The following is a 24856-nucleotide window of genomic DNA, read 5'->3' on the forward strand; positions in this document are numbered from 1 at the left end:
AGCGTTGGCCTTTTGCCGTTTAGGAGGTAAGATTACTTGGCGGCGTGAGCCAGTAGCTCGTGGCCGTGGCGGCGCAGCGTATCGGCCAGTTTCAGCAGGTTGGCTTTGAGGTCGGGGCTAGCGAGGTGGCTAACCTGGCTGGTTTGGTCTCCGAGCATGGTCAGCGAATTGCCGATGGACGTTGCGCTCAGGCTGCCGCTGGTGAGCAGCGATTGCAGGTTGCCCATTTCGCGGGCAATATCCTGCAGCTCGGGCTGGCCGCTTTGCAGAAACTGCTGCTGCCAGGTTTCAGTATTATCCATAGCTGAGCCCAGGGGTAAGCTGGTCAGGCCATTCTGCAACCCCGACAGGGTAGCGTGCAGGAGGTCATTCATACAAAAAAATTGGGAGAGGGTAAAGAGAAGGGTGGGCGGAGACAGAGACCCTTTACGCAGGCCGGGCTTTAACGGCTGGCTGCCTGGTTGCTGTGCGCTCCGAGAAAGTGGGCGGCACGTAGCCTGCCGCCACAGGTGGCAGCAGCCCAAGCTCGCGCAGCTGCTGCGCGGCCCGCACTGCACTGGCTTCTTTGTCCTTGATTTCAAGCATCATATCCACGTCAAGCCCGTCGAGGTCGGCCAGAAAGCTGCGGAACAGCTCGGGCACCAGCGTATCAGTGTGCTTGCCTTTGCGCTCGCCGGGGGCCTGCGAGCTGTAGTCCATCATCAGCACGCCGTCGCGGGTAGGGTGCCAGGTAGCGGCGGCCAGGCGCAGGGCTTCGCGCATGGGTTCGCCGTGATTGAGGCATTCGTGGTGAAAATTGTCGAATAGAATGGGCACGCCCGTCAGGTCGTGCAGGCTCAGGCACTCGCGCAGGCTATATAGGCGGTCGTCGTTTTCGACTACCAAGCGCGCTTTCACGGCTGCGGGCAGCAGGGCATGGAAGGTATCGGTCCACCGGGCCAGGGCCGCGCCCTTGTCGCCGTAAGCGCCGCCGGCATGAATCTGCAGCTTAGCCGTCGAGTCCAACTCCATCAAATCGAGCATGGAGCCCTGATAGACCAGTTCGGCAATACTGCGCTGCACAATACCAGGGTCGGGCGAGTTAAGCACCACAAACTGGTCGGGGTGAAACGAGATGCGCAGTTCATGCCGCCGCACGTACTCCCCGATGGCCCGAAACTCGCTTTTAAAGTGCTGCTGCCACGGAAAGGTATTGATTTCGTGCGAGCCAAACGGCACGATGCCCGAGCCGATGCGAAAGAACAGCAGCCCGTGCGCTACGTTCCATTCCAGTATCTGCTGTAAGCAGGCCAGGTTAGCTGCCACGGTCGGCACCAGGCGCTCGGCCGAGTAGGAGGCAAGCCGGAAGGTGCCCGCCGCGCTGCACGGCAGCGTTTCATTCACGCAGGGATAGCCAATTTTCATTCCCTAGGCTTACGCCAAACCGGGGCCGCGCGTTATCAGGAATCAGCCGCGCCGTGCCGCTGGCTACTCTGAGGTGGTCGGGTGCAATAGGAGAGAATTGGGTGCTAAATTCCCAACCTCATGGAAAAAGCTCCTCCTACGAAACGGCCGCGGTATGATGCGACCTTCCGCGCCGAAGCCCTGCGCTTAGCCAGCGAAAGCCGCTCCACGCTGGCCGCCGCGCGTGCCTTGAACATTGACCCCAAGCGCCTCTATGCGTGGCAGAAGTCGGCCCAACAACCCTTACCAGCTGACCCGGCCGAGGCCGCCGAGGTGCGCGCCCTGCGTCAGGCCAACAAACGCCTGGCGCAGGAGCTGGAAATTTTAAAAAAAGCCATCGCTATCTTCTCGACCACCCCGACGCTGTGAGTCACTTACAATTTATGGACCAGCAGCACGTTCACTATCCGGTGCAGCTGCTTTGCCAAGCCCTCGGGGTGGTGCCCAGCCGCTACTACGCGTGGCGAAAAGGGGTGGTGGCGGGCGTAAGAGCCCCCGCGGAACCGGCCTGGGAAACGGCCCTGGTCGACGTGTTTGACGACCACCAGCGCCGCTACGGCACCCGCCGCCTACGCGTTGAGCTGCGCGAGTTGGGGTACCAAGTGGGGCGGCAGGCCATTCGCACGGCGCTGCGCCGCCAGGCGCGCAAGGCCTTGCAGCCCAAAGCGTTTGTCCCGCGCACCACTGATTCCACCCATGGCAAACGGTGCGCGCCGAACTTGCTGCTCGACCAGCCAAAGCCTACCCAGGCCAATCGGGTGTGGGTCAGCGACATTACCTACCTGCCCCTGGCCAACGGCAATTGGGTTTATTGCTGTGCTTTTCAGGACGTATGCACCAAGCAGGTGGTGGGCACGGTGCCGCCACGGCGGCACTTCGCAAGTGCGGGCTGATATGCCGGAGGCGCTGGTTACCACCGCTTTGCAACGGGCCCTGCTCGCCCAGCGGCCCGCTCCTGGCCTGATTGTGCACTCCGACCGGGGCGGCCAGTATGTGGGCAACGTCTACAAGGCGCTGCTGCGCGACGCCAAAGCCCACCTTTCGCACAGCCGAGCCGGCGACTGCTACGACAACGCCCAGGCCGAAAACCGTCAAAAGGTTTTGGGCGCCTATGGTCGCGCCTCAAAACGGAAGTGCTTGAACTCCGGGACTGGCCCGTCTTTACCGATTTGGCCGACGCGCAGACCAGCGTGGCCGATTATTTTGACTACTACAATCATAAACGCCGGCATTCCAGTATCGGCTATTCAAAGCCTTATCACTTTCACCAGCAGCTACTTGCTAACATCACCCAATTCTCTCCTGCCTAACTAGACCACCTCACTCATACCCCCGGTTGTCGCGGAAGGCTTTGTTGTATTCGGCTCGTTTCTGCTGGGCTTTTTCGGCGGCTTCGCGGGCTTTTATCTCCTCCATCTTGCGGCGCTCTTTGCCCTGGCGCGAAAACTGGTCGTAGAGCCAGTCTACGTTCGAGCCGCTGATAGTCGGGGCTTCGGGGCGCGGGGCGGTAGAGTCGACCGGAAACAGCGGCTTGGGCTTGGGCGCGCGCTTGGGCACTTTTACTACAGGCGGACTGGGGCGCTTTATATTGCGCAGGGCCCGGTTGATGATAGCACGGTCGGGGCGGTCGGCGGTTATGCGCACTTCGCCGAGCTGAATAGAGTCGCGCACCAGCTTTATCTGCACCACCAGCTGCGAGAGCGTGGTGTTGCCCAGCACCAAGCGGTGCGGCTTGTAGCCTATTGCCCGAAATAGCAGGGTGTCGGACGAGAGCGCAGTCAGAAAAAAATCGCCCTGTGCATCGGCCACCACGCCGCGGTGCGTGCGCTGCACCTGCACGGTTGCCCCCGGAATAGGCTGTTTGGTTGAGCCCGCCGATATGGTGCCGCTGACGCGTACGGTAGGCAGCGGGCTGCCTGCCTGCGCCCACCCGCTGGTAGCTGAAAGCACAGCAACAAGCACCAGGCTGATAATCAAGAGCCTGCGCTTAAAAAATAGAAGGGCTGCCAGCAAAAACACGAATTCTTTAACGCAACTTTCTTGCAAAGCTGCCACCAAATGAGGCAAAAAAAACCCGCGTCGTTGCAGACGCGGGTTTTTTCCGGTCAGATAAGCAGTTTTCACCGCCCTACTGCCTACATCTTGGCTTTATTGCCATCGGCATCTTTCACCTTCACTTTGCCGTTGTCTTTCACTTTTACTTTCGAGCCATCGGTCATTTTCGATTTGCCTTTGGCTACCATGGCGCCCGAGGCATCAGGAGCTTCTTCGGTGGTCGTGGTGGTCGTAGTAGTGGTAGACGTAGACGACGAAGGCATCGCCGCGCTGCTATCGGCCGAGGGCGTTGTGCTGCTGGAGGCCGCGGCCGACTGGTCGGTTGTGTCGAGGTTATTCGACTCGTCGTAAGTCGAGCGGTCCGACTCGTAGGCCTGGTACTGGGCCGGCACTACCAGAATGGTGCGGAATTCGGCATCGGTATCCTTGTAGTACTGGCGGCGGGCCGCACCCAGGCCAGCCGTGTCGGCTTGGTACTTGGCCATCAGCGCGTCGTAACGCTTCGAGCGGTTGTAAAACGCCTGCTGCAGCTTCTCCTTCGTAGCGGCATCGCTGATTTTCATGCGCGAAGCGAATTTGTCGGCCATGCGAGCGCCCCGCGTTTTGTACACAACATCGGAGGTAGTCGTGGTGGTTTTGGTAGCCGTCGAGTCGCCGGGCGCGGTAGTGGTCGTCGTGGCGGTATCAGTAGTTTTTTCCTGCGAGCAGGAGGCCAGGGAAAGGGCCGTGGCGCTGGCTAGCAGCAACAGAACATTTTTCATGGGAAGGGATTTTAAGAGAAAGGGTGCTTTGGTGGGCGCTTTAACGCAGCCCGAGGCGGCGGGGTTGCCGGTAGAGGCTGTTTATCAGCGCCTACGGCAGCTAGGCCCGGCGCAGCTCAAGCAAGGTTATCTCGGGCAGAAAGCCTACCCGGCCAGGAAAGCCCAGGTAGCCCAGGCCCACATTGACGTAGAGCTTTTGACGGCCCTGCTCGTAGAGGCCCGCCCACTGCGGGTAAGAATACTGTACCGGGCTCCATTTAAACCCCGGCAGGTTTACCCCAAACTGCATGCCGTGGGTATGGCCGCTGAGGGTGAGGTCAATATCGTGATAATCTAATACCTGGGCTTCCCAGTGCGAAGGGTCGTGCGAGAGCAGCAGCTTAAACGGCGCCTGGCCGCTGGCCGCGTGTGCCTGGGCCAGGTTGCCGTGTTTGGGAAAGTTGGGGTGGGAGCTCCAGTTTTGCACGCCCAGCACGGCCAGCTCGTCCTGTCCGCGCCGAATGATGTGGCTCTCATCGAGCAGCAGGCGCCAGCCAATTTTGGCGTGGTAGCCAGCCAGCTGCTGTAAGTTTTGGCGCTTAGCCTCGGCGCTGGGCCAGGCCACATAGTCGCCATAGTCGTGGTTGCCCAGGATAGAGAAAATAGGCAGGTCCGACTTGATGCCCGCCAGCGCCTCTATATGCGGCAGCACTTCTTCCGAGTGGTCATTCACGAGGTCGCCGGTCATCACAACAAGGTCGGCGTGCTGGGCATTGATGAGGCGCACCGCCCGGCGCATGGGCTCCGTATTGCCATTAAAAGAGCCGGTGTGCAAGTCGGAGATTTGCAGAATTTTAAATCCATCGAACGACGCCGGTAGGTTGGGGTAGCGCAGCACCACGCGGCGCACCTGGTAGTCGGTTTTGCCCTTCACCATGCCCCAGATAAGCGACCCCAGCGGAATAGCCCCCAGCGCCAGCGCCAGCCGGCTGATAAACTGGCTGCGGGTGAGCGGCGTTGCGTCAGGGTCGCCGGGCGTGGCTTCGCCAAAGCTGCGCGCGGCCCAGCGGCCCAGCCGGGTCAGGTCTTCGAGCAGCAGCGGAAAAATAACAACCAGCTTGGCCGCCAGCAGCAGGAGCGGCGCAGCCAGCAGGTAGCTTTTAACGGCTACGGCCCATCGTGGCGGGTAGCCGCTGCCCAGAAGCACAGCGCCCATAGCCCTAAGGTAAGCGCCCAATAGCTGATGGCGAAGCCCCGCCGGCCTGCGGCCGTGGCCGGGGCGAAAGCCGTGCGCACGGCCACGTAGCCGTAAGCTTCAGCTACGAGGATAAGTAAGAAGAGTGCCCAGAAAACAAGTCGATTCTGCATATAGAAAGGCCAAACGGCCGGCCGCTGTTTTGGTTGAGGCGAAAGCGGCCAACAGCCGAATTGACGCACGGCCCGGAAATTTATTTTACTTTGCGCTTATAGCGCCATTTTACTATGCTCCCAACTACCTCTCTTTCGGCTGACGAGCCAGATGATCTGCCTGCTCCGGCGCCCTATGTGCCGCCCACCAGCTTTGGCATTAAAAGCTGGGCCGAAGAAGACCGACCCCGCGAAAAAATGGTGCAGAAAGGGCGTGCCGCGCTCTCCGATGCCGAGCTGCTGGCCATCCTGCTCGGCTCCGGCACCACCAAGCTCACGGCTGTTGATGTGGGTATGCTGATGCTGCAGGCAGTTGATAATGACTTAAATGAGTTGGCACGCCTCAGCATCAAGCAGCTGTGCCGCCACCCCGGCGTGGGGCCGGCCAAAGCTATTACAGTAGTGGCCGCACTGGAGCTGGGCCGCCGCCGCAAGGAGCAGGGCGCGGGCCGCCGCACCACCATCAGCAGCTCACGCGATATCTACCAGCTGATGCGGCCGGGTTTGCAGGACCTGCCACACGAGGAGTTTTGGGTAATTCTGCTCAACCGGGCCAATGTGGTGATGCGCCAGGAAAAAATCAGCAGCGGCGGCGTGGCCGGTACCGTGGCCGACCCCAAGCTGATTTTCAAGCAGGCGCTCGAAAACCTGGCCAGCAGCATTATCCTGGTGCATAACCACCCCAGCGGCAACCGCAACCCCAGCGCCGCCGATATTTCGTTAACCAAAAAGCTCAGGGAAGCCGGCAATTTTCTCGATTTGCCCATTCTCGACCACCTTATTTATACTGATAATGGCTACTACAGCTTCGCCGATGAAGGCATGCTGTAGGAGAAGAGGGGCGCGGAACTCCGCTTTTTCGGTCGGACTTTTGCCGGCGGCTTCCCGTTAGGGAGGGTTGGCTAAATTATGCTGCTTATGCGCAAGATTCCGCTTCTGGCCGGCCTGTTGGCCGCTATCAGCTTGTTAATATATAATTTTTCAAATACTGAGCCGGCCTCTAAAACGGATGCCGGCTACGCCGCCCAGCTGCGCCAGGCCCGGCAGCAAAAGGACAATGCCTTTCGCACGGCCCCTACTTCCCCCATTCCGCCGGCCCGGCGGGCGGCGTTCGGGGGCCTGCGCTACTTCAGGCCCGATGCGGCCTACCGCGTAACGGCCCGCCTCAGCCGGTCGGCCGGGCTGGTACCGCTGCCGCTGGCCCTCACCGGCGGCTCGGCCGATGCCTACACCCACTGGGGCACCGCCGGGTTTGAGCTGAACGGCCAGCCCCAGAAGCTGGTGCTGCTGCAAAAGCAGGGCGACAGCCAGGAGCTGTTTGTGCCCTTCACTGACCCTACCAATGGCCGGCAGACCTACGCCGGCGGCCGCTACCTCGACCTGCCGCTGCCCGCGCCCGAGGCTAGCGAAATCGTGCTCGACTTCAACGCCGCGTACAGCCCGTTTTGCGCCTACAACCACGACTACAGCTGCCCCCGGCCGCCCGCCGATAACCGCCTGACGGTGCCCGTGCTCGCTGGTGAGCAGCTGGTGCCGCAGTAGCGAGCCTGGCTCTTTGCTGGTTAGCCTGGAAATTACGGGATTATAGAAATAAACAGCCTACTTGTCGGCGGCCAGTAACTTTGTGGCCTGCGTCCGGCCGCTTCAGGGCCGGCGCTTTCCCGCATGACTATCTCCTTCGATTGGCTTAAAACCTTATTCCCCACTTCGTTGCCGGCGGCCGAAGTCGGCGCTTTGCTCACCGGCTCGGGCCTCGAAGTCGAGGGCCTGCACGAGCTGGAAAGCATTCCGGGCGGCCTGCGCGGCGTGGTGCTGGGCACCGTGCTCACCTGCGAGCGCCACCCCGACGCCGATAAGCTCAGCCTTACGACCGTAAGCGTGGGCGACGAAACCCCGCGCCAGATTGTGTGCGGAGCCCCCAACGTAGCGGCCGGGCAGCGCGTAGTCGTGGCGCTGGAAGGGGCCATGCTGCATCCCAGCCAGGGCGAGGCGTTCAAAATTAAAAAGTCGAAAATTCGCGGAGCTGCCTCCGAGGGCATGCTTTGCGCCGAGGACGAAATCGGCCTGGGGCAGTCGCACGCCGGCATTCTGGTGCTCAATACTGACCTGCCCGACGGCACACCGGCGGCTGCGTATTTCGGCCTGGGCTCCGATACGGTGTTCGAAATCGGCCTCACGCCCAACCGGGCCGACGCGGCTTCGCACTACGGGGTGGCCCGCGAGCTGCGCGCCCTGCTGGGCCAGCCGGCGCACCTGCCCGACGTGAGCGCCTTCGCGGCTCCCGCCGCTGGTGAGAATATCAGCGTTACGCTTGAGGACGACCAGGCGTGCCCGCGCTACGCGGGCCTGCTGCTCGATAACGTGCAGGTGGGCCCCTCGCCCGAGTGGCTTCAGCGCCGGCTGCGCAGCATTGGCCTCTCGCCGATTAATAACGTAGTGGATGTCACCAACTTTGTGCTCCACGAGCTGGGCCAGCCCCTGCACGCCTTTGATGCCGACCAGCTTGCCGGCGGCCAGATTCGCGTGAAGCGCGCCGAAGCCGGTGAGAAGTTTGTGACGCTCGACGGTGTTGAGCGCAGCTTGCAGGCCGATGACCTCGTCATCGCCAATGCCCAGGGTACCCCCATGGCCCTGGCCGGCGTGTTTGGGGGCAAAACCTCGGGCGTGAGTGCCGATACTACCCGCGTGTTTCTGGAAAGTGCCTATTTCGCGCCGGCCGTGGTGCGCCGTACCAGCCAGACGCACGGCCTCAAAACCGATGCGTCGTTCCGCTACGAGCGCGGTACCGACCCCTACATGGTGCCCACGGCCTTGCGCCGCGCCGCGCTGCTGCTGCAAGAGGTAGCCGGCGCCAGGGTTGCTGCGCCGGTGGTCGACGAGTTTCCGCACGCCATCCCCAACAGCCAGGTGCGTTTGCGCCTCGACCGCGTAGCCCGGCTCATCGGCCAGGAAATAGGGCCGGAGCGCATCCGGGAAATCCTGACCGGACTGGGTATTAAAATCGAGCAGGAAATTTCGGCCCAGGGCCAGGCGCCAACCTGGCTGCTTGCCGTACCGCCCTATAAGGTGGATGTGACCCGCGAAGCCGACGTAATCGAGGAAATCCTGCGCATTTACGGCTTCAACAACGTGGCGTTGCGGCCTCACAACGCGGCCTCGTTCCTCTCGCCCTTCCCTAACCCCGACCCCGAGGTGGTGCGCCAGAAAGTAGCCAGCCTGCTCAGCGGCCAGGGCTTTTCAGAAATCATTACCAACTCGCTCACCAACGCGCAATACTTCGAGCAGGCCACCGCGCCCGATGAGGCGCTGGTGCGGATTCTGAACTACAACAGCCAGGACCTGAACGTGATGCGGCCCACGCTGCTGCACTCGGGCCTCGAAGTAGTGCGCCACAACCTCAACCGCCGGCAGCGCGACCTGAAGCTCTACGAGTTTGGCAAAACCTACCAGCGCACAGCCGCTGGTAAATATACAGAAAAAACGATATTAAGCCTGTGGCTGACCGGCGCGGCTTCGGCCGAAACCTGGCAGCATCCGACCCGGAAGACTACTTTTCACGATGTGGCCGGGGCCGCGCAGCAGGTACTGGCGGCGCTGAGCCACGCGCAGGCCTCGCCGCAGCCTACCCAGCATGCCTACCTGGCCGGGGGCCTCACGCTGCTGGCGCAAAACCAGCCGGTAGGCAACGTCGGGGCCGTATCGCCGGCCGTGCTCAAGCGCCTCGACGTAAGCCAGCCCGTGTGGTACGCCGAGCTGGACTGGGATTGGCTGCTCAAAAAGTACAAGGCCAGCCTCACCGCCCGCGAGCTGCCCCGCTTCCCGGAGGTGCGCCGCGACTTGTCGCTGGTGGTCGACCAGGGCGTGACGTTCGAGCAGCTGCGCACCATTGCCCAGCGCACCGAGAAGAAGCTGCTGCAAAGCCTCAATGTATTCGACGTGTACGAAGGCCCCAACCTGGGCGCGGGCAAAAAGTCGTACTCGGTGAGCTTCACCCTACTCGACCCCAGCCAGACGCTGACCGAGCAGGCCATAGAGCAGACCATGCAGCGCCTTATTCAGCAGTTCGAAAAGCAGGCGGGGGCCCTCATTCGGAAGTAGCCGATAACCTCAACGGGTAAATAATGCGTGAAAAGCCCGCTGCTTTGGCGGGCTTTTCCGCGGCCTGGCTAGGGCCGCGTGCGTTCGGGCACTACCTTCGCGGGCTAAACCATCTCTTTTTGTGGCCTCGTCTCAACAACTTGCACAGCTTGACCGCCTGGAGCGACAGGTAACCACCTTAGTGGCTGCCTACCAGCAGCTGCGCGAGGAGCTGGCCGATGCCCATACCACCATTGAACACCTGCGGGCCGACGAGCGCGAGCGAGAAAAACAGCTGCGCGAGTATCAAAACCAGGAAAATATTGTTAAACTTGTCCAGACTATAGCCGGCGGGGAACCCACCCAGGCCAACGAGCTGAAACAACGCCTCAACGAATACATCCGCGAACTAGATAAGTGCCTTGCCTATTTGAGGGAATAACCTGCCTTCTCATATGAAATCCTTATTTGCTCTCTAAATGAACGACTTAGCTATTAAAATTCGCATTGCCGAGCGCGACTACCCCATGCGGGTGGCCGTGGCCGACGAAGAGCGCCTGCGCCTGGCCGGCCGGCAGCTCAGCGAAAAGCTGCGTGAGTTTCGGGAGCAGTATGGTATCCAGGACAAACAAGACCTGCTGGCGATGGTAGCCCTCGCCACAATGGCTGACTCACTGAAAGTTAGCAAAGAAAAGGATGGAACCGATGCAGCCCTGACCGAGCGCCTGGCGCGCCTCGACGAGCTGCTCACTGGCGTGGTGCTGGCGGCCTAGCGACCGAGCTGCACCCATACTGTTTCGTTGGCCCGGCCGGGCGCACCGAAGGCGAGTGGCCTTCTGCTGCGTTTCGGTTCCGGGTTTTTGCCGTAGCTATGGTTTTGATTCACTTCATTTCCATAACTTCATGTCTCTTATACTTTTATATTGTGCGGTAGCCGCCGTCATTGCCCTGGTGGCGGGCGTGGTGGTGGGCCGCCAGCTGGCGGGCAAAGCCCGCCAAGACCTGGAAGGGCAGGCGCAGGCCAAAGCCCGTCAGATTCTCGAAGAAGCCGAAACGCAGGCCAACCGCACCCGCGACGAGCGCATCCAGCAGTCGAAAGACAAGTTTCGTAGCCTTAAGAACGAATACGAGCAGGAGCAGAAGCGCCAGCGGCGCGAGTTTGAGCAGGAAACCCAGCGCCTTAAGGCCGCTCTGGAGCAGGAACTGACTGAGCGTCGGCAGGGCGTGCTGGCCCAGGAGCAGAGTATCAAACACCTCACCGATACTACCCAGAAGCAGCTGGAGCAGCTGCAACACAAGGAAAAGGAGCTGGAAGCGACCCGCGAAAAGCTTCAGGCCGATGCGGAGCACCACCGCACCCGCTTTGAGCAGCAGGAAGAAAAGCGCCAGCAAAAGCACGAAACGACCCTGGCCGACCTTCAAGCCAAGCAGCAGCAAGCCGACGAGCAGCTGCACGAAGTGCAAAGCCAGCTCGAAAAGGTAGCCGGCCTCACCGCCGCCGAAGCCCGCGAGCAGCTGGTGGAAAGCCTGCGTAACGAGGCGCAGCTGCAAGCCAGCTCCTACATTAAGGACACCGTGGCGCAGGCCAAGCTCACGGCTACCAAAGATGCCAAGAAAGTAGTGCTCGAAACCATTCAGCGCACGGCTTCGGAACACGCCATTGAGAACTGCGTGTCGGTCTTCAACATTGAGAGCGACGACGTAAAAGGGAAAATCATTGGCCGGGAGGGCCGCAACATTCGCGCCCTGGAAGCCGCCACGGGCGTTGAGGTGATTGTGGATGACACGCCCGAAGCCATCATTATCTCGGGCTTCGACCCGGTGCGCCGCGAAATAGCCCGACTTTCGCTGCACTTGCTGGTGAAAGACGGTCGTATTCACCCGGCCAGGGTGGAAGAAATCGTGGCCAAGACGACCAAGAAAATCGAGGAGGAAATTATCGAAATCGGGGAGCGCACCGTTATCGACCTCGGTATTCATGGCCTGCACCCCGAGCTGATTCGGATGGTGGGCCGGATGCGCTTCCGCTCCAGCTACGGCCAGAACCTGCTCCAGCACAGCCGCGAGGTAGCTAACCTGTGCGCTACCATGGCCGCCGAGCTGGGCCTCAACGTGAAGCACGCCCGCCGCGCCGGCCTGCTCCACGACATCGGCAAGGTAACCACCGAAGAGCCCGAACTGCCCCACGCCATTCTGGGCATGGAGATGGCCAAAAAATACAAGGAGCACCCCGACGTAGTGAATGCCATTGGGGCTCACCACGATGAGATTGAGATGACAGCCCTTATCTCGCCCATTGTGCAGGCCTGCGACGCCATCTCGGGCTCGCGCCCCGGCGCCCGCCGCGAAATGATGGAAAGCTACATCAAGCGGCTCAAGCAGCTGGAAGAAACGGCCAGCGCCTTTAAAGGGGTCAACCAGACTTACGCCATTCAGGCGGGCCGCGAGCTGCGCGTGATTGTCGATGCCGAGAACGTGAGCGATGAGCGGGCCGGTGAGCTGAGCTTCGAGATTTCGCAAAAAATTGAAAAGGAAATGCAGTACCCCGGCCAGATTAAAGTGACGGTTATCCGGGAAATGCGCTCGGTGGCGTATGCCAAGTAACTTTTCCGAATGCCAAACAGAACGTCATGCTGAGCTTGCGCAGCATGACGTTCTGTTTTAAGTACTGGTCTTATGAAAAAAATGACTATGCTACTAGTGCTGGCGGGGGTGGCTACTGCCTGCGTTCGTAATCCCTACGCCGCTACCAACAAAGTGTACCGTCGGCAGGCCAACGCCTTTGCCCGGCAGCTGCAAGCCCAGCCTGCCGCGCCGGCCGACAGCCTGCCCGCCACTCCTTATTGGGTAGGTACCGTCAATTTTAATCTGCGCAAGCCCAACTACGTCATCATCCACCACACGGCGCAGAAAAGCACCGAGCAGACCCTCAAAACGTTTGCTCAGACGAAGACGCAGGTAAGCGCGCACTACGTAATTGGCCGCGATGGCCAGGTGTACCATCTGCTCAGCGACTACCTGCGTGCCTGGCATGGCGGGGTGGCGCGCTGGGGCAGCATCACCGACATCAACTCTGTTTCGATAGGTATTGAGCTGGATAACGACGGCGCAGAGCCGTTTCAGGATGCCCAGCTGGCCAGCCTGCTGAAAGTGCTGGGCAGCCTGAAGCGGGCATACAATATTCCGGTAGCCAATTTTATCGGCCACGGCGATATTGCCCCCACACGCAAAAGCGACCCGAGCGCCCAGTTTCCCTGGCAAAAGCTGGCGGCGCGCGGCTTTGGCCTCTGGTACGATGCGGCGGTGCTTACCGATACCACTGCCGCGCCCTTCGCTTCCGACTCGCTGGGCCGGCCGCTGCCGGGCCTTACCCCCGCGAAGCCCTGCGCATTATCGGCTACGACACCCAGGATTTGCCCGCCGCCATCAGCGCCTTCAAGCGCCATTTTGTGCAAACTGATACGCGCCCGACCCTGACCGAGCTGGACCGACGTATTATTTATAATATATATCAAAAATCCTTGTGATAGCAGGCTAAAAGCCGCTCTGACCTGGAGTAAGGTCTCTGTCAAAGCGGCTTTATCGTATCTGCAACTTACTGATTATCTTTTAGCTGGTCCTCACCGCCGTAGGGCGCGCCGGCGGTAATGTCGCCCCGCAGGCCGCCCGTGCTTTCGCCGGGGCCGAAGTCGGCCTGCCGCGAAACCGTATCGTTCTCTTTGCCGGTTGGCAGCGGCGCATCGGGGGCCAGGGGCGCATTAGTAAGCGCATCGGTGGGCACAGTGCCGGCGTCGGAGCCGCCGTTCGGGTTGCTGCCAGTCAGCTCAGCTACCTGGGCTACATACTGGCGCTTCGCTTCGTCCTCAGCCAGGCCCTTATACTTATCCCACGAGTCCCACTGCGCTTGCGAAAGGCCCGCCGGCCCACTGGCTTGGTTGGCCCCCTCGGCATCCACTTCAGCATGCTTCATGTTGACATCGCCTTCCGTTGCCTGTTTGTAGAGGCCATAAAGCGCTGTCATGTGCTGCGAGGCAGTATCGGCCGGTAAGTTGTTGACTTGCTGCACGGCAGCTTCAAATTTCTGTTGTAAGCTCATGGAAAAGGGGAGGGGAGTTTTGGCGGGTAAAACGGAAAAGAGCCAGCGCCTTTTCCCAGCTGGCTTTACTAGTAGAAGAGGCCTCAGGTTACGCTTCGCACTTCTATAACCGAGGGTGCTCTTCCTGTAGCGCACCCATGAGCCTTGGTTGAGCCCTATCTTTGCAGCCTAGCTATGTGTGGAATAACCGGCGCTTACGCCTTCTCCGATTCTGGCCGCTCGGCCCTGACCCGCTTGCAGGCGGCTACTGATGCCATCGTGCGCCGCGGCCCCGACTCGCAGGGGCATTTCGTGTACGAACAGTGTGGCCTCGGCTTTCGCCGCCTGGCTATCCTGGACCTTTCGGCCGATGGCAACCAGCCGATGACCGATGCGTCGGGTCGCTACACTATTGTATTCAACGGGGAGATATTTAACTTTCGTGAGCTGCGCGAAAAGCTGGTTAGAAAAGGCTATCAGTTTCATTCGCAGACCGATACTGAAGTAATTCTTAATCTGTATATCAGCGAAGGCCGCGGGTTTATCAAGAAGCTTAATGGCTTTTTTGGCTTCGCGATTTATGATAAGGAAGAGAACTCACTGTTCATTGCCCGCGACCGCTACGGCGTAAAGCCGCTACATGTGTACCGCGACGAAGACCAACTGCTTTTTGGCTCCGAGCTGAAGTCGCTGCTGGCGCTGGGCGTGCCGCGCAAACTCGATTACGTGGCGCTCAGCCAGTATTTGCAGCTCAACTATATTCCGGGGCCGGCTACCATTTTTAAGGGTGTCAAGAAGCTGCTGCCGGGTCACTACCTGTTTATCCAAGGTGATAAGGTGGTGCGCAAGCGCTGGTATAAAATTCCTTACGACCCCAAAAAAGTCGCTAAGAACAAGCTTACCTACGACGAGCAGCAGAAAAAGCTGGTGACGCTTATGGACGAAGCCGTGGAGCGCCGCCTCGTGGCCGACGTGCCGCTGGGCTCCTTCCTGAGTGGCGGCATCGACTCGAGCGTAGTAACTGCGCTGGCAACTCGCCACACGCCGCACCTCAACACGTTCAGCATCGGCTTCCGCGACGAGCCGTTTTTCGACGAAACCAAGTATGCCAACCTGGTAGCGAAGATGCACAACACCAATCATACGGTGTTTTCGCTGAGCAACAATGACTTGTACGAGCATATCTTTCAGATGCTCGACTATTTCGATGAGCCGTTTGCTGACTCTTCGGCCCTGGCCGTTCATATTCTCAGCCAGCGCACCCGCCAGCACGTTACGGTTGCGCTGAGCGGCGATGGAGCCGACGAGATTTTTGGCGGCTACAATAAGCACATGGGCGATTTCCGGGTGCGGCAGGGCGGCTTTAAGGCCGAGGCCGTAACCGGCCTGAATTTGCTCTGGGATGTGCTGCCCAAGTCGCGCAACTCGTATTTCGGCAATAAAATCCGCCAGTTTCAGCGCTTCTCGCGCGGCATGCTCAGCGGGCCCAAAGACCGGTACTGGGACTGGGCCAGCTTTGCCTCCGAAAAGGAAGCTAACAGCTTGCTCAGCCCGGCCAGCCGCCGGAAAGTAGGCAAGAAGCTGGCCGCCAAGCGCCGCAAGGACATCCTGGAGAATATCCATGCCGATGGCGACCTCAACGAGGTGCTGCTCACCGATACGCAGCTGGTGCTGCCCTACGATATGCTCACCAAGGTCGACCTGATGAGCATGGCTAATTCACTAGAAGTAAGAACACCTTTTCTTGATTATAAGGTAGTTAACTTCGCCTTCTCATTGCCCGTGAGTAGCAAGGTTGATGGCACCATGAAAAAGAGAATCGTACAGGATGCCTTCCGGCCCATGCTGCCACCCGAGCTCTACGACCGCCCCAAGCACGGCTTCGAAGTGCCTTTGCTGAAGTGGATGCGCGGCGAGCTACGCCCCCTGATCGAGCAAGACCTTTTAGCCGATGAGTTCGTTGCCAGCCAAGGCATTTTCGATGCAACGGCCGTGCAAAAGCTGAAAAAACAGCTCTTTTCGAATAACCCCGGCGACGCGCACGCCCGGATCTGGGCCCTTATCGTGTTCCAGTACTGGTGGAGGCATTACATGGCGTAGGGAGAGGTTAAGGGTTGGGCGGTGGTTTAAAAGGGGTGAGATTCTACTTACAACTGATAATATGGACCCCTAAAAGACCTGTTTAGTAGGATAAAAGAAGCAGATTTGAGGAAAAAAATTTAGCTTAAGATTTAAAAATAAAAATTATAAAATATTTACGATAATTTTGGTTAAAAATGTAACGAAGACTGTTTTTATAGATTTTGAATCTATCAAGTAACTGCCTTTTAAGTAACTTAAAATATTTAGACAGTTTAATTAATTCTATAAAATATATAATTAATTAAAAAATTTATGTTATGCAAAAAATAAAAATAGAACTTAAAGCACTTACTGGATTAAGGTTTGTGGCTGCATTTTTAGTATTCATATTTCATGTAAATATGAGAACAAAAATGTTGTTTCTACCATGGCCTGTTTATAACATTGTAAGCCATGGTGCTTTAGGCGTAACAGTATTTTTTGTACTCTCGGGTTTCCTTCTTACATACAGTCACTTAAAGGATTTCCCTAATGCGCAGATTCAAACTCCAAAATACATATTGGTTTTTTTTTGCAAAAGGCTGGCACGTATTTATCCTGTCTATTTAGCAGGATTATTTGTATTTGCCTCTTTGATATCTCTGGAAGGGACAACTACGCCGACGGCACCCCTTACTATGGTGGCTGATTTGACTATGACAGAGGCTGTTTTTCCTGCGATATCAATGAGCTGGTACGGGAGCGGGGGGTGGTCGGTTTCTAGCGAAATTTTCTTTTATCTATTCTTTCCTTTTTTGCTGCCACTACTGCTACGTATTTCGCGGCAGCCTATCTTATGGATATTGTTAACGGTAGTTATTCTCGCTGGCACATTTGGAGGTTTTGCTTATCGATTATGGCCAGCTTATGTAAGTTATTCGCTTATGTATAATCATCCGCTATTTCGGTGCTCCGAATTTATTGCTGGCATGATTTCTGGTTTGTTAGTATTCCGTTTTCAATGGCGTACTACAGAGTGGCAGGCATTAGTTATGGTCGGCATTGCAGGGACATACATTGCAGGAGCAGGGCCAAGACTTCTTGGTTTTGTCGCCCATAATTGGCTGATTGTTCCTGCTATCATTTGTCTGCTTGCGGCATTAGTAGATATTGATAAAACAAAATTCTTACGCTTACTCACTCATCCTGTGGCAGAATATGCTGGGCGCATAAGCTATTGCTTCTACTTGGCCCAGTTGCCCTTTTTCATGATTCAAGACATACGTTTAGGAAAAAACTTACCCCTCTTTTGGTGGTATGGTTTTGCAACATTTCTGGCTACAACTTTAGTAGCAATCCTGCTTCATCATGTTGTGGAAGTACCCTCGCACAAATGGCTGATGTCTAAGTTAAACAAGCGAAACACCTTGATTGTCAGACAACCTTAAATTCAACATGAAAATAGCAGTTGTAGGTACCGGGTACGTCGGACTGGTTACGGGCACTTGTTTTGCCGAAGTCGGCATTGATGTTACGTGCATCGATATTGACCAGAAAAAAATCAACAACCTTCATCAAGGCATTCTGCCCATTTATGAGCCGGGTTTGGAAGAAATGGTTTCCCGCAATGTGAAAGCGGGCCGCCTACATTTCTCTACCTCCTTGGCTGAGAGCATTAAAGGCGCCGATGTAGCGTTTATTGCCGTAGGCACGCCTCCCGGTGAAGACGGCTCGGCCGACCTGAAATACGTGCTGGCAGTAGCGCGGGGCATTGGTGAAAGCATGAGTAACTACGGTGTTATTGTGACGAAGAGCACAGTACCCGTTGGTACGGCGGCCAAAGTGCGTGCCGAGATTGAGCAGGCACTGAGCAAGCGCGGTACAGCCATAGAGTTTGACGTAGCTTCCAACCCTGAGTTTCTGAAGGAAGGCGCTGCCATCGACGACTTTCTCAAGCCCGACCGTATTGTGGTCGGCGTTAGCTCTGAGCGGGCCGAGGAGGTAATGCGTCGCCTCTACAAGCCCTTCCTGCTCAACGGCCACCCGATTATCTTCATGGATATTCCGTCGGCCGAGATGACTAAATATGCAGCAAACTCTATGTTGGCAACTAAAATATCGTTTATGAACGATATTGCCAACCTCTGCGAAATTATGGGGGCCGACGTAAACAAAGTGCGTCAGGGAATAGGCTCCGATGCCCGCATCGGTACTAAGTTTATTTATCCGGGCATCGGTTACGGCGGCTCCTGCTTCCCGAAAGATGTGAAGGCCCTCATTAAGACGGCTCAGGAAAACGGCTACCAGATGCAGGTACTGCAAGCGGTGGAAGGTGTGAACGAGGCCCAGAAAGAGGTGTTGTTCAACAAAGTGAAAAAGCACTTTGGCAACGACCTCAAAGGCAAGAAATTCGCTATCTGGGGCTTGTCCTTCAAGCCCAAGACCGATGACATGCGCGAAGCCCCGTCGTTGGTGATTATTGAAAAGCTGCTGGCTGAAGGTGCCACCGTTTCGGCCTACGACCCGGTGGCTGTCAACGAAGCCAAGCACACGCTGGGTGACACCATCGCTTACGCTAAAGACCAGTTTGAGGCCCTGGTAGATGCCGATGCGCTACTGGTTGTGACGGAGTGGCCCGAGTTCCGTTCGCCCTCTTTCGAGGTGGTTGGTCGGCTGCTGAAGCAAAAAGTGATTTTCGATGGCCGCAATATCTACGACCCGGTCGAGATGAAAGAAGCTGGCTTCGCTTACCACTGCATTGGCGTAAAAACCTACCATAAAGAGCCTGCTTCCTAGTTTATCAACTTTTAGTCATGCGTTGCCCGCGCAGTATAGCATCCAGCTTTCCCTATGTCTGACAAAAAACGCGTTCTTATTACCGGCGGCGCTGGTTTCCTGGGCTCACACCTATGCGACCGGTTTTTGGCTGAAGGTTATCATGTGATAGCAATGGACAACCTGATTACCGGGGATTTGTCCAACATCGAGCATCTTTTCAAGCGCGAGGACTTCGAGTTTCACCACCACGACGTGAGCAAGTTTGTGTTCGTGCCGGGGAAACTGGACTATATACTGCATTTTGCCTCGCCAGCTTCGCCGATTGACTACTTAAAAATCCCGATTCAGACACTGAAAGTGGGCTCCTTGGGTACCCATAATCTGCTGGGGCTGGCCCGCGTGAAAGGCGCCCGAATGCTGATTGCCAGCACCTCGGAGGTGTATGGCGACCCGGAAGTCCACCCACAGGTAGAAACCTATTTTGGCAATGTAAACCCCGTAGGGCCGCGTGGCTGCTACGACGAAGCCAAGCGCTTTCAGGAAGCCATCACCATGGCTTACCATACGCATCACGGACTGGAAACACGCATTATTCGCATCTTCAATACCTACGGCCCCGCATGCGCCTCGACGATGGCCGCGTGCTGCCGGCCTTCCTCTCGCAAGCCCTGCGCGGTGAGAACCTGACGGTATTCGGCGATGGCTCCCAAACGCGCTCCTTCTGCTATGTTGATGATTTGGTGGAGGGCATTTACCGCTTGCTGCTCAGCGATTATGCTTTGCCTGTTAACATTGGTAACCCCGACGAAATAACTATCAAGGAATTCGGCGAAGAAATTGCCCGTCTTACCGGCGTCGAGTTTAAGCCAACGTATCAGGCTTTGCCCGAAAACGACCCGATGAAGCGCAAGCCCGATATTACGTTGGCTAAGGAAATTTTGGGCTGGGAGCCGAAAGTAGGCCGGGCTGAGGGGCTACGCCGGACGCTGGAGTATTTTAAAGAACATGTGGGGTAGTGCTACTGCGCTATTGGGTAACAGTTTGTAATCTGCGTGTGAGGTCGTACTAAGCAAAGCGCCTCCCCCAACGCCTCTCCGAAAAGGAGAGGAAAGTGGGCTATCAAGATTACGTACACCGACCTCGAAACCGCTTCAAAACAGCCTGTCGCCGAGTCTACTCGGGGCGGGCTGTTTTTTTAACGGAGAATATAGCTATCTAACAGCACGCTGGAATCCGCCGACGCTAACCCAAAAAGCAGGCGGGTACTATATTGCATATGAAGTACGCCTACAAGGGCGGAAGATGCAGAATGGCGCGGGTCAAGCTGGAAGCGGGGAGGGGTATTGCGAGTCTTAGCGGGCGCATTGGCAACCTGGTGTTTCGCACTATGGCCGATGGGCAAACCTATGCGCAGTTGGCCCCGGTACTCGTGAAGCGGTCGGGCAGCGTAGCCCAGCAGCAGTGGCGACAGGGTACGTTTCGGGAAGCAGTGGCCTACGGCAAGGCGCAGCAGGCCAGCGCCGAGGGGCGGGCCTATTACCAGCCGCACGTGCGCCCCGGTAGCTTTGGCAGCGTGTACAGCATGGCACTGGCCGACTATACAAAACCGCCGCTGGTGCTGGCCGTAGAGGCAGAACAATACCGGGGGCAGGGTAGCGTACAACTACGGATACGGGCTCAAGACCCATTCGGAGTAGTGGCGGTGCGAGTGCAGATACTGAATGAGGCTGGGCAAGTGCTGGAAGAGGGAACGGCCGAGGCAGTGGGTGACGACTGGTGGCACTACGTCACCGGGCAGGCGCACCCAACAGGGGCGGCCAGGCAGCTACGAGCGGTGGCTATTGACCGCCCCGGCAACGAGGGTGACTATATACTTAACCTGGGATAGTATAAATTTGTGCCTGGCCGAGTAAGACGGAGCGAACTCACTAAAGCCTATAGCCAGCCTATAGGCAGCTTATGCTTATCTGGACTCAGGTATGGTGCTGGATGCCGGAAAGGTGCTACTTAACTGGCTGTAAGGCTATGCTAACTCTTATTCTGGTCGAAGCCAGCGAATGTCGAGTGAGCAACAGCGAGAGTAGCTTTGCGGCCAAGTAGCTACTTCTGATTCTTATGCACATTCCGTTTTTGTCTTTAGCGGGCCAGCATGAGGCCATCCGCGCTGAGGTGCTGGCGGCGATAACTGAAGTGTACGACCGGCAGTGGTTTGTGCTGGGTGAGCAGGTGGCAGCTTTTGAGCAGGAGTATAGCCAGGCGGGTGGGGTAGTACATGCAATAGGGGTAGGCAACGGACTGGATGCGCTACATCTGTCGATGCGAGCATTGGGCGTGCGGCCGGGTGATGAGGTGCTTGTGCCAAGCAACACCTACATCGCCACCTGGCTGGCCATAACGCAGGCTGGTGGGGTACCGGTGCCTGTAGAGCCAGACCCGCGCACCAGCAACCTTGACCCAGCCCGACTGGCGGCAGCTATCACGCCGCGCACACGAGGCATCGTGCCGGTACACCTGTACGGGCAGCCCTGCGAGATGTCGGCTATCTTGGATGTGGCTACCCGCTATGGCTTGTGGATAGTAGAAGATAATGCGCAGGCCCAGGGTGCTACCTGGCAGGGGCAACTCACGGGTAGTTTCGGGCAGGTGAATGCCACGAGCTTCTATCCAAGTAAAAATTTAGGGGCTTTGGGCGATGGCGGAGCCGTAACCACCAACGATGCCACGCTGGCTCACGCGGTACGGCGGCTACGTAACTATGGTACCGAGCGGCGGTACGTTAGCGAAACTATCGGCTATAATTCTCGCTTAGACGAGCTACAGGCCGCCGTGCTGCGCGTGAAGCTGCGCTACCTGAGTGAGTGGAACCGGCAGCGCTGTGAGTTGGCCGCTTGGTACTCCAAATACTTAGCCGACATTCCTGGTCTACGTCTGCCATTTGTGGCTACCGGAGCCGAACCGGTCTGGCATCTCTATGTAGTACATACTTCTGGGCGCGATGCCCTGCGACAACACTTAGCGGCAGCCGGCATCGAAACTCTAGTACATTATCCGGTGCCTCCGCACTTACAGCCTGCCTATGCTCACCTGGGCCTACCTGTTGGAGCGCTGCCGGTAGCCGAAGAACTGGCTGCAACCTGCCTGAGTTTACCACTGTGGCCGGGTATGACGGAGGCGCAGGTTATAGTAATAGCAGAAACAATCAGGTACTTTTATTGATGCTACTACGATTGATGTCTTCTCTGACTAAACGCATTCAGTTAAGCTTGCCAGCAGATGATGCGAATAGCTTAGAAGCTATGCAGCTGCCGGATGCGAAATATAGTGTTGGCTGTGCAGGAAGTATGGCAAGTGCCTGATTTTACTACTTTAACTTGATTTGCTTTTGAGAGAGTAGGTTATCAGGTCACCTATCTGATAAGTTCGCCGGCTGGATTATGCCCATAGCGGTGATACTATTTGTGTCGGCTTTTCAGATGATATCGCTGGGTTTGGTTGGCGAATACGTGTAGCGAGAGCCGGGTGTGGCTCATAATAGGCCGTTGTGCAGTGTACTATATATGCGTAGATTGACAAAATATTAACATATATATTTTTTTAATATATTCATTAGGATTAACGTTTTGCTGATTGCCTGACGCTTAAGTGAGTTGATTGTTTAATGCGACATCTTCATTGCATTACTACCGGCTATAACATTGCATTTCTGCCTAACTTTGCCTGCGTTATACCAATCTGTTCCTACTTTGTCCGAGCTAACCATTCCCAAAAAAGTTGCCATTCTCCAGTCGAATTATATTCCTTGGAAAGGCTACTTTGATATGATTAATGCAGTCGATGAATTCATATTCTACGACGAAATGCAGTATACGAAGAACGATTGGCGTAACCGAAATAAAATCAAGACTCCGCAAGGAACTGCTTGGCTTACGGTTGCAGTACGGCAGGAGCATTTGCATCAAAAGATCAACGAAACCGAAGTTTTTGACCATAAATGGGCTGTTAAGCACTGGCGTACGTTGGCACAGACATATGCGAAAGCGCCTTACTTCGCGGATTATAAGGCTGAGTTGGAAGCTGTTTATAATACGCCCGAATTCACTAATCTGAGCCAGATAAACGCCGCTTTTATTCGGGCTATATGTGGCTGGCTTGGTATTACAACAAAGCTTAGCTGGTCGACGGATTACAAGCTCATCGAAGGCAAAACGGAGCGACTGGTACAACTTGTGCGCGATTCCGGTGGTACCAGCTACCTTTCAGGACCAGCTGCTCAGGGCTACTTGGATACGGCCTTGTTTGACCAGGCAGGCATCGAGGTTAACTGGATGGATTATAGTGGCTACCCGGAATACCGCCAAGTAGGCCCCGCACCTTTCGAGCATGGAGTGACGGTACTAGACCTGTTATTTAATACCGGCCCTGCTGCGCCTCAATACATGAAAACCTTTGCGCCGCAGGCTGCGGCGCCCGCGTTGTGATGGCTATTGTGCCGCAATACTCGGTGGTCGTGCCTACGTACCGGGGGCAGGACACTATCCGACCATTGGCTCACCAGATTGACACATACTTTCGGAGCGCCGGGCTGTCCTATGAGCTTATTTTCGTGAACGATTGTGGCCCCGACCAGTCGTGGGAGGTAATGCAAACATTGCAACGGGAAATGGGCGACGACCTAGTAAAAATCGTGCGCCTGACCCGGAATTTTGGCCAGCACAATGCCCTTATATGTGGCTTTGCTCACGTCCGGGGCCAGTTCATCGTTACCATGGACGAAGACCTGCAGCATAGCCCCGCCGATATCGGCCGGCTGATTGCAGCCCAGGCCAGCGGTAACTTCGATGTGGTGTATGGCAAGTATGAAACGCTGCAGCACTCGGGCTTTCGCAACGTCACTTCCACGCTGCTCAAAAAGCTGCTGCGTGCCAGCATTCCCGACCTGCACCCAGACTACACTGCCTTTCGACTCATTCGGACCAGTATTGCCCGGCACTGCCTGGAAATGCGCAACTCCTACACGTTTCTGGACGGTTACCTCACCTGGATAACCAATAACGTGGCCAGCGTAGTGGTAACGCACGGCGAGCGGGCTGCCGGCCAAAGTTCCTACACCGTAGGCAAGCTTATTGAGCACTCCATCAATATTTTCGTTACGTTTTCCGATTTGCCGGTTCGGATATTTTCGCTGACTTCGGTGGGAATATTCTTCCTGACTACGTGCTACACGCTTTATGTACTGTTCCGTAAGCTGATTTTTAACGACTTGAGCGCGGGCTTCCCTACGCTGGCCATTTTGCTGGGCTTCGGGGTGGGCATCATCTTGTTAGGGATGGGCATTTTAGGTGAATACATTCACCGCATCAATCTGAAAACAACCCGTCGCCCCATATTTGTCGAGGCTGAAACCAACAATGGATAAGCCAGACCTCATATCCAGCGCCGAAGTTCGGGTGGCCGTTATCGGGGCCGGCAGCCTGGGGCAGCAGGTAGCGCAGCATCTGCAGCAAACAGCTGGGTGGGCCGTGGCCGGTTTTTTCGACGATTTTGCGGCTCCGGCTACCATCACTGTTCACGGCCCGGTGCTGGGCCGCATCGAGGCTATTGAGGCCGCATTTGCGTCGGGCACATTCGATGCGCTGCTCATGGGTATTGGCTACAATCACCTCGCCGTCAGGCAGCAGCTATTTGAGCGGCTGGTAGCGCACGTTCCCTTTGCCTCCTTTGTGCACCCAGCCGCCTACGTCGACCACAGCGCGGTAGTAGAACCTGGCTGTTTCGTGTCGCCAGGCTGTGTGCTGGATTTGAACGTGCATCTCGGCCCGAACACTTTTTTGTATCCGGGTTGTGTAGTAGCCCACGATACTACGCTGGTGGGACATTCATTTCTGGCCCCTGCAGTGCGTTTGGCTGGGCATGTGACTGTGCAGCACCGGTGTTTTCTGGGCATCGGCACCATTGTTATCGATAATCTCAGACTGGAAGAGGATATTCGGACGGGTGGGGGAGCAACCGTTGTGCACCACCTCACTACACCTGGCACCTACATAGGCACTCCGGCTAAAAAAAAGCCTTCCATTGACAACTAATGTTACGCACACCTTACGCTTCAAAATGAAGCTGGTGCTACGATGAAAATAGCGTTTTCAGCAAATCAGCGCAGAGGTTACGTAGCGTCTATTAATTACTGCTGATGTTAATTACTACTTATGAATAAGCTAACCAG

The 24856-nt window shown here is 56.8% G+C and carries 25 protein-coding genes and 1 pseudogene; 19 read left to right on the top strand and 7 right to left on the bottom strand.

Annotated features, from left to right (window positions below):
* Positions 1-32 precede the first annotated feature (32 nt).
* Positions 33-374: a hypothetical protein gene (locus tag GKZ67_RS02085; protein ID WP_173240937.1), complete on the bottom strand. Its 342-nt coding sequence runs from the start codon at positions 372-374 to the stop codon at positions 33-35.
* 52 nt (positions 375-426) lie between these two features.
* Positions 427-1404, bottom strand: coding sequence for a UV DNA damage repair endonuclease UvsE (gene uvsE, locus GKZ67_RS02090; RefSeq protein WP_173240938.1), 978 nt, complete (start codon positions 1402-1404; stop codon positions 427-429).
* A gap of 120 nt (positions 1405-1524) precedes the next feature.
* On the opposite strand from uvsE, the gene GKZ67_RS02095 reads away from it, so the two are divergent.
* The 3 genes from GKZ67_RS02095 to GKZ67_RS24920 all read left to right on the top strand — a co-directional run bounded on the left by GKZ67_RS02095 (position 1525) and on the right by GKZ67_RS24920 (position 2753).
* The gene (locus GKZ67_RS02095) at positions 1525-1812 is read left to right on the top strand and encodes a transposase (protein ID WP_173240939.1); all 288 of its coding nucleotides are present in this window, start codon (positions 1525-1527) and stop codon (positions 1810-1812) included.
* Entirely contained in the window at positions 1809-2336 is a 528-nt protein-coding gene (locus tag GKZ67_RS02100; RefSeq protein WP_173240940.1) for a hypothetical protein, read from the top strand. The genes GKZ67_RS02095 and GKZ67_RS02100 overlap by 4 nt, the downstream gene beginning before the upstream one ends.
* 240 nt (positions 2337-2576) lie before the next feature.
* A complete protein-coding gene (locus tag GKZ67_RS24920; protein WP_410505017.1) occupies positions 2577-2753 on the top strand; it encodes an integrase core domain-containing protein in 177 nt (58 codons plus the stop codon).
* Positions 2754-2763: 10 nt separating this feature from the next.
* Here GKZ67_RS24920 and GKZ67_RS02110 read toward each other — a convergent pair whose 3' ends face one another.
* From GKZ67_RS02110 to GKZ67_RS02125, 4 genes are all read right to left on the bottom strand, one after another.
* Positions 2764-3393 (bottom strand): carboxypeptidase-like regulatory domain-containing protein, encoded by a 630-nt coding sequence (locus GKZ67_RS02110; protein WP_173240942.1) that lies wholly within the window; start codon positions 3391-3393, stop codon positions 2764-2766.
* Between the two features lie 185 nt (positions 3394-3578).
* The gene (locus GKZ67_RS02115; protein WP_173240943.1) at positions 3579-4259 is read right to left on the bottom strand and encodes a hypothetical protein; all 681 of its coding nucleotides are present in this window, start codon (positions 4257-4259) and stop codon (positions 3579-3581) included.
* A gap of 100 nt (positions 4260-4359) precedes the next feature.
* Complete coding sequence (locus GKZ67_RS02120) at positions 4360-5454, bottom strand: metallophosphoesterase (RefSeq protein ID WP_173240944.1); 1095 nt, start codon at positions 5452-5454, stop codon at positions 4360-4362.
* Positions 5406-5606, bottom strand: coding sequence for a hypothetical protein (locus tag GKZ67_RS02125; RefSeq protein WP_173240945.1), 201 nt, complete (start codon positions 5604-5606; stop codon positions 5406-5408). The genes GKZ67_RS02120 and GKZ67_RS02125 overlap by 49 nt, the downstream gene beginning before the upstream one ends.
* A gap of 237 nt (positions 5607-5843) precedes the next feature.
* Here GKZ67_RS02125 and radC point away from each other — a divergent pair, with 237 nt between their 5' ends.
* The 7 genes from radC to GKZ67_RS02160 all read left to right on the top strand — a co-directional run bounded on the left by radC (position 5844) and on the right by GKZ67_RS02160 (position 13199).
* Positions 5844-6476 (top strand): RadC family protein, encoded by a 633-nt coding sequence (gene radC, locus GKZ67_RS02130; protein ID WP_254245198.1) that lies wholly within the window; start codon positions 5844-5846, stop codon positions 6474-6476.
* Between the two features lie 87 nt (positions 6477-6563).
* Complete coding sequence (locus tag GKZ67_RS02135; RefSeq protein ID WP_173240947.1) at positions 6564-7187, top strand: DUF1684 domain-containing protein; 624 nt, start codon at positions 6564-6566, stop codon at positions 7185-7187.
* 123 nt (positions 7188-7310) lie between these two features.
* Positions 7311-9743 (top strand): phenylalanine--tRNA ligase subunit beta, encoded by a 2433-nt coding sequence (pheT, locus tag GKZ67_RS02140; RefSeq protein WP_173240948.1) that lies wholly within the window; start codon positions 7311-7313, stop codon positions 9741-9743.
* A gap of 121 nt (positions 9744-9864) precedes the next feature.
* A complete protein-coding gene (locus GKZ67_RS02145; RefSeq protein WP_151087640.1) occupies positions 9865-10164 on the top strand; it encodes a hypothetical protein in 300 nt (99 codons plus the stop codon).
* Between the two features lie 37 nt (positions 10165-10201).
* Positions 10202-10495: a cell division protein ZapA gene (locus GKZ67_RS02150; RefSeq protein ID WP_151087641.1), complete on the top strand. Its 294-nt coding sequence runs from the start codon at positions 10202-10204 to the stop codon at positions 10493-10495.
* Between the two features lie 130 nt (positions 10496-10625).
* Positions 10626-12326, top strand: a complete 1701-nt coding sequence (gene rny, locus GKZ67_RS02155; RefSeq protein ID WP_173240949.1) for a ribonuclease Y — start codon at positions 10626-10628, stop codon at positions 12324-12326.
* Between the two features lie 72 nt (positions 12327-12398).
* On the top strand, positions 12399-13199 hold the full coding sequence (locus tag GKZ67_RS02160; protein ID WP_254245010.1) for an N-acetylmuramoyl-L-alanine amidase: 801 nt from the start codon (positions 12399-12401) through the stop codon (positions 13197-13199).
* A 118-nt stretch (positions 13200-13317) separates the two neighbouring features.
* On the opposite strand, the gene GKZ67_RS02165 is transcribed toward GKZ67_RS02160, so the two are convergent.
* Positions 13318-13818 (bottom strand): acyl-CoA-binding protein, encoded by a 501-nt coding sequence (locus tag GKZ67_RS02165; RefSeq protein WP_173240950.1) that lies wholly within the window; start codon positions 13816-13818, stop codon positions 13318-13320.
* A 174-nt stretch (positions 13819-13992) separates the two neighbouring features.
* Here GKZ67_RS02165 and asnB point away from each other — a divergent pair, with 174 nt between their 5' ends.
* The 9 genes and pseudogenes from asnB to GKZ67_RS02210 all read left to right on the top strand — a co-directional run bounded on the left by asnB (position 13993) and on the right by GKZ67_RS02210 (position 24719).
* A complete protein-coding gene (gene asnB, locus GKZ67_RS02170; protein ID WP_173240951.1) occupies positions 13993-15897 on the top strand; it encodes an asparagine synthase (glutamine-hydrolyzing) in 1905 nt (634 codons plus the stop codon).
* A gap of 299 nt (positions 15898-16196) precedes the next feature.
* The gene (locus GKZ67_RS02175) at positions 16197-17306 is read left to right on the top strand and encodes an acyltransferase family protein (protein ID WP_173240952.1); all 1110 of its coding nucleotides are present in this window, start codon (positions 16197-16199) and stop codon (positions 17304-17306) included.
* 7 nt (positions 17307-17313) lie between these two features.
* A complete protein-coding gene (locus tag GKZ67_RS02180) occupies positions 17314-18654 on the top strand; it encodes a UDP-glucose dehydrogenase family protein (protein WP_173240953.1) in 1341 nt (446 codons plus the stop codon).
* A gap of 54 nt (positions 18655-18708) precedes the next feature.
* Positions 18709-19652 (top strand): annotated as a pseudogene (locus tag GKZ67_RS02185) (UDP-glucuronic acid decarboxylase family protein).
* Between the two features lie 260 nt (positions 19653-19912).
* Positions 19913-20524, top strand: a complete 612-nt coding sequence (locus GKZ67_RS02190) for a hypothetical protein (protein WP_173240954.1) — start codon at positions 19913-19915, stop codon at positions 20522-20524.
* 227 nt (positions 20525-20751) lie between these two features.
* On the top strand, positions 20752-21852 hold the full coding sequence (locus tag GKZ67_RS02195) for a DegT/DnrJ/EryC1/StrS family aminotransferase (RefSeq protein WP_173240955.1): 1101 nt from the start codon (positions 20752-20754) through the stop codon (positions 21850-21852).
* A gap of 527 nt (positions 21853-22379) precedes the next feature.
* Entirely contained in the window at positions 22380-23114 is a 735-nt protein-coding gene (locus GKZ67_RS02200) for a WbqC family protein (protein ID WP_254245011.1), read from the top strand.
* A complete protein-coding gene (locus GKZ67_RS02205) occupies positions 23114-24052 on the top strand; it encodes a glycosyltransferase family 2 protein (RefSeq protein ID WP_173240956.1) in 939 nt (312 codons plus the stop codon). The genes GKZ67_RS02200 and GKZ67_RS02205 overlap by 1 nt, the downstream gene beginning before the upstream one ends.
* A complete protein-coding gene (locus GKZ67_RS02210) occupies positions 24045-24719 on the top strand; it encodes a hypothetical protein (RefSeq protein WP_173240957.1) in 675 nt (224 codons plus the stop codon). The genes GKZ67_RS02205 and GKZ67_RS02210 overlap by 8 nt, the downstream gene beginning before the upstream one ends.
* Positions 24720-24856: the final 137 nt, after the last annotated feature.

This window comes from Hymenobacter sp. BRD67 (assembly GCF_013256425.1).
GTDB lineage: Bacteria > Bacteroidota > Bacteroidia > Cytophagales > Hymenobacteraceae > Hymenobacter.